Source organism: Candidatus Cloacimonadota bacterium, assembly GCA_011372345.1.
Lineage (GTDB): Bacteria > Cloacimonadota > Cloacimonadia > Cloacimonadales > TCS61 > DRTC01.
Genome location: DRTC01000340.1, coordinates 1 through 2854, shown reverse-complemented (window position 1 = coordinate 2854; position 2854 = coordinate 1). Strand labels below are relative to the sequence as shown.

The following is a 2854-nucleotide window of genomic DNA, read 5'->3' as shown; positions in this document are numbered from 1 at the left end:
GAATGGAGATTTGGAACAGCTTGATAAAATAATTACAGCTTTGCCGGATGTTATCAATCATAATGTCGAGACAGTTCCCAGGTTATATCCGACAGTTAGACCAAGGGCAGATTTCGAAAGGTCTTTGAAAATCCTGGAATTCGTAAAATTAAAGAGTAAAAGGATCATTACAAAAAGCGGTTTTATGGTCGGTCTGGGTGAAGAAAGAGATGAAATTATCGGGATCATGAAAGAATTGCGAAAAGTAAAGGTGGATGTTCTTACTATCGGACAATATATGCAGCCTTCAAAAAATCATCATCCGGTTATCAGATATATCCATCCTGATGAATTTCGGAATTATAAGGAAATCGGTTTAAAGATGGGATTCAGATTAATCGAATCCGCACCTTTGGTCCGCAGTTCATATCATGCTGAAAGAGTTAAAAAAATAATAAAAAAAACAGCCATGAAGGACGACATTGCCGGTTAATTCATTTATCCGGAAAAGTTTGAGTTCATGGACTAAAAAAAAGAAAGGGGTAAAATTATGCAAACTACAATTACCGCCCGTCATTTTGAGTTGACAAATGCCATTCGTGATCATATTGAAGTAGCTTGTGAGAAGATAGCCAAGTACTTTGATCACATTATTAATGTTCATTTTATCTTATCTCTGGAGAACAATCGGAACAAAGCAGAGATGATCCTGAATGTTCCCAAGAACAACTTTATAAGTGAATCTTCCGAAAAGGATATGTATCTTACTATCGATAATGCGATCGATAAGATGGAAAATCAGATCAAGAAATTGAAAGGTAAATGGACTGATCACCAGAAAAAAGGGATAAAGGAAAATTCCCAGTATGTTTATGCTAATCTGATCGAAAGCGAACAGCGTAAAAAGATAAAGATCAAAAGAATTTTAGCAGAAGTATTTACTCTTGATGAAGCTCTCGATAATTTCGAAAATATTGCTGAACCATATTTGATCTTTAAAAATGCTGAAACCGACAGGATTAATGTTTTGATAAAAAGAGATGAAGCTCATTATAAACTGATCGAACCATAAAAAATTTAATACTTAATATTGGATATTTAATATTTCAAGTTAAATTTTCAGGTAATATCTTATGAAAGAAATTAGTGTTAAAAAGTTTTTCCGGAATAAAGAGAAAGATTTTTCTCTATCCGTGATAACTAATCCTAAAACTCTCGAGAATAAAATTACAGGTCCTTATCTGAATAAACCCGGACTTGCTTTTGCAGGTTATCTGGAACGATTTTCATATAAAAGGATCCAGATCCTCGGGGAAACAGAGATCAGTTATCTGCAATCACTCAAAGATGAAGAAATTTATGATCGAGTTAAAGATGTTCTTGTTTATGAAATTCCCTGTTTCATTATCACCAAGGGATTGTCAGTTCCCGAACAGGTAATCTTTCTTGCGGATGAAATGAATGTGGCGATTTTAAGTTCGAGATTATCAACCGATAAATTATTCAATGCTTTGCGAAAATATCTCGGGGTAGTCTTTGCACCATCAAAAACAATTCATGGAACTCTGATCGATGTCTTTGGAGTTGGGATCATGCTCACCGGAAAAAGCGGAATTGGAAAGAGCGAATGTGCTCTCGATCTGGTTGAACGAGGGCACAGACTGATCACGGACGATGTTGTGAAGATCACTTATAAAGACGATGTTTTGATGGGAACTTCGACGAATGATTACGGTCATTTCATGGAGATCCGGGGTGTTGGTCTGATCGATGTGGAAAAGATGTTCGGAATTCAAGCTGTCAGAATTCAAAAACGGATCGAAGTTCAGGTGGAATTGATGCCCTGGCGTGATAATATGGATTACGAAAGAATTGGTTTAAGTAATAATTTTACTGATATTCTCGAAGTAAAAATTCCGGTTATTTATCTTCCTGTTTCACCAGGAAAAAATGTCTCGGTGATAATCGAAGTTGTTGCTATGAACCATATTTCAAAAACATTCGGTTACGATGCTGCTAAAGTCTATACTAAAAGATTACAGGATGATCTCAAGAGAAAAGCTCAGATCAATAATAAACTTATAGACGATAAGGAGTAAAAAAACTCAACCCCTTCTCTTTCAAGAGAAGGGGAAAATTGGAGAAAAGAATGATTTTTTTCTTATAGTTCCCTCTCTTTTAAAGTGAGGGACAGGGTGAGTTAGAAATTCTATAAGGAAATTTATAATCAATAGAAAGATATGATCAGGAAGAGAATTCAAATTGTCAATAAATTAGGAATGCATGCCAGACCAGCTACAATGATAGTCAAAGCTGCCACTAAATATCGTTCTGATTTTCGGATCAAAAAGGATGATATGGAGATTAACGGTAAAAGTATTATGGGAGTGATGACTTTAGCTGCCGAATATCAATCTGAATTGGAATTGATCGCTGATGGTGTTGATGAAGAATATCTTATTAACGAAATTGCAGAACTTTTTGCTTCTAAATTCGGGGAAGAATAAAAAGATAAGAAATGATGTTAACGATATTTTATGCCTATTTTCAGTAATCACTTTTTCTTTCATTGACCTGAATCTTAAGTATATAATTATTGGACTATGGAATATTATAGATATTTAGGTGGAAGAGGAAAAATTAATAATATTGTAAAAAGGGAGGTAACCTAATGGATATCGCAATTGAAAACAGGAAAGTTGCTAGTTTTTTCCGATTTATGAAAAATTGGGATAATGAATTAAAAAAGGATTTAATTATCAAATTAACAAGATCAATCAATAATAATTCAATGGATGAATATGATTTTTCTTTATGTTTTGGAGCTTGGAAAGATGAAAGAACTGCGGAAGAAATTATTAAGGATATATACAAT

5 protein-coding genes are annotated in these 2854 nt (G+C 34.0%); all 5 read left to right on the top strand.

The features are described from left to right. Positions 1–10: 10 nt before the first annotated feature. The gene (locus ENL20_06495) at positions 11–472 is read left to right on the top strand and encodes a hypothetical protein (protein HHE38204.1); all 462 of its coding nucleotides are present in this window, start codon (positions 11–13) and stop codon (positions 470–472) included. A 57-nt stretch (positions 473–529) separates the two neighbouring features. Next, entirely contained in the window at positions 530–1051 is a 522-nt protein-coding gene (gene raiA / locus ENL20_06490) for a ribosome-associated translation inhibitor RaiA (protein HHE38203.1), read from the top strand. Positions 1052–1112: 61 nt separating this feature from the next. Continuing rightward, entirely contained in the window at positions 1113–2078 is a 966-nt protein-coding gene (hprK, locus tag ENL20_06485; protein HHE38202.1) for an HPr(Ser) kinase/phosphatase, read from the top strand. Between the two features lie 141 nt (positions 2079–2219). Further along, entirely contained in the window at positions 2220–2486 is a 267-nt protein-coding gene (locus ENL20_06480; protein HHE38201.1) for an HPr family phosphocarrier protein, read from the top strand. Between the two features lie 164 nt (positions 2487–2650). Then, positions 2651–2854 (top strand): hypothetical protein (locus ENL20_06475; protein ID HHE38200.1); only part of this gene is annotated, 204 nt, incomplete at its 3' end.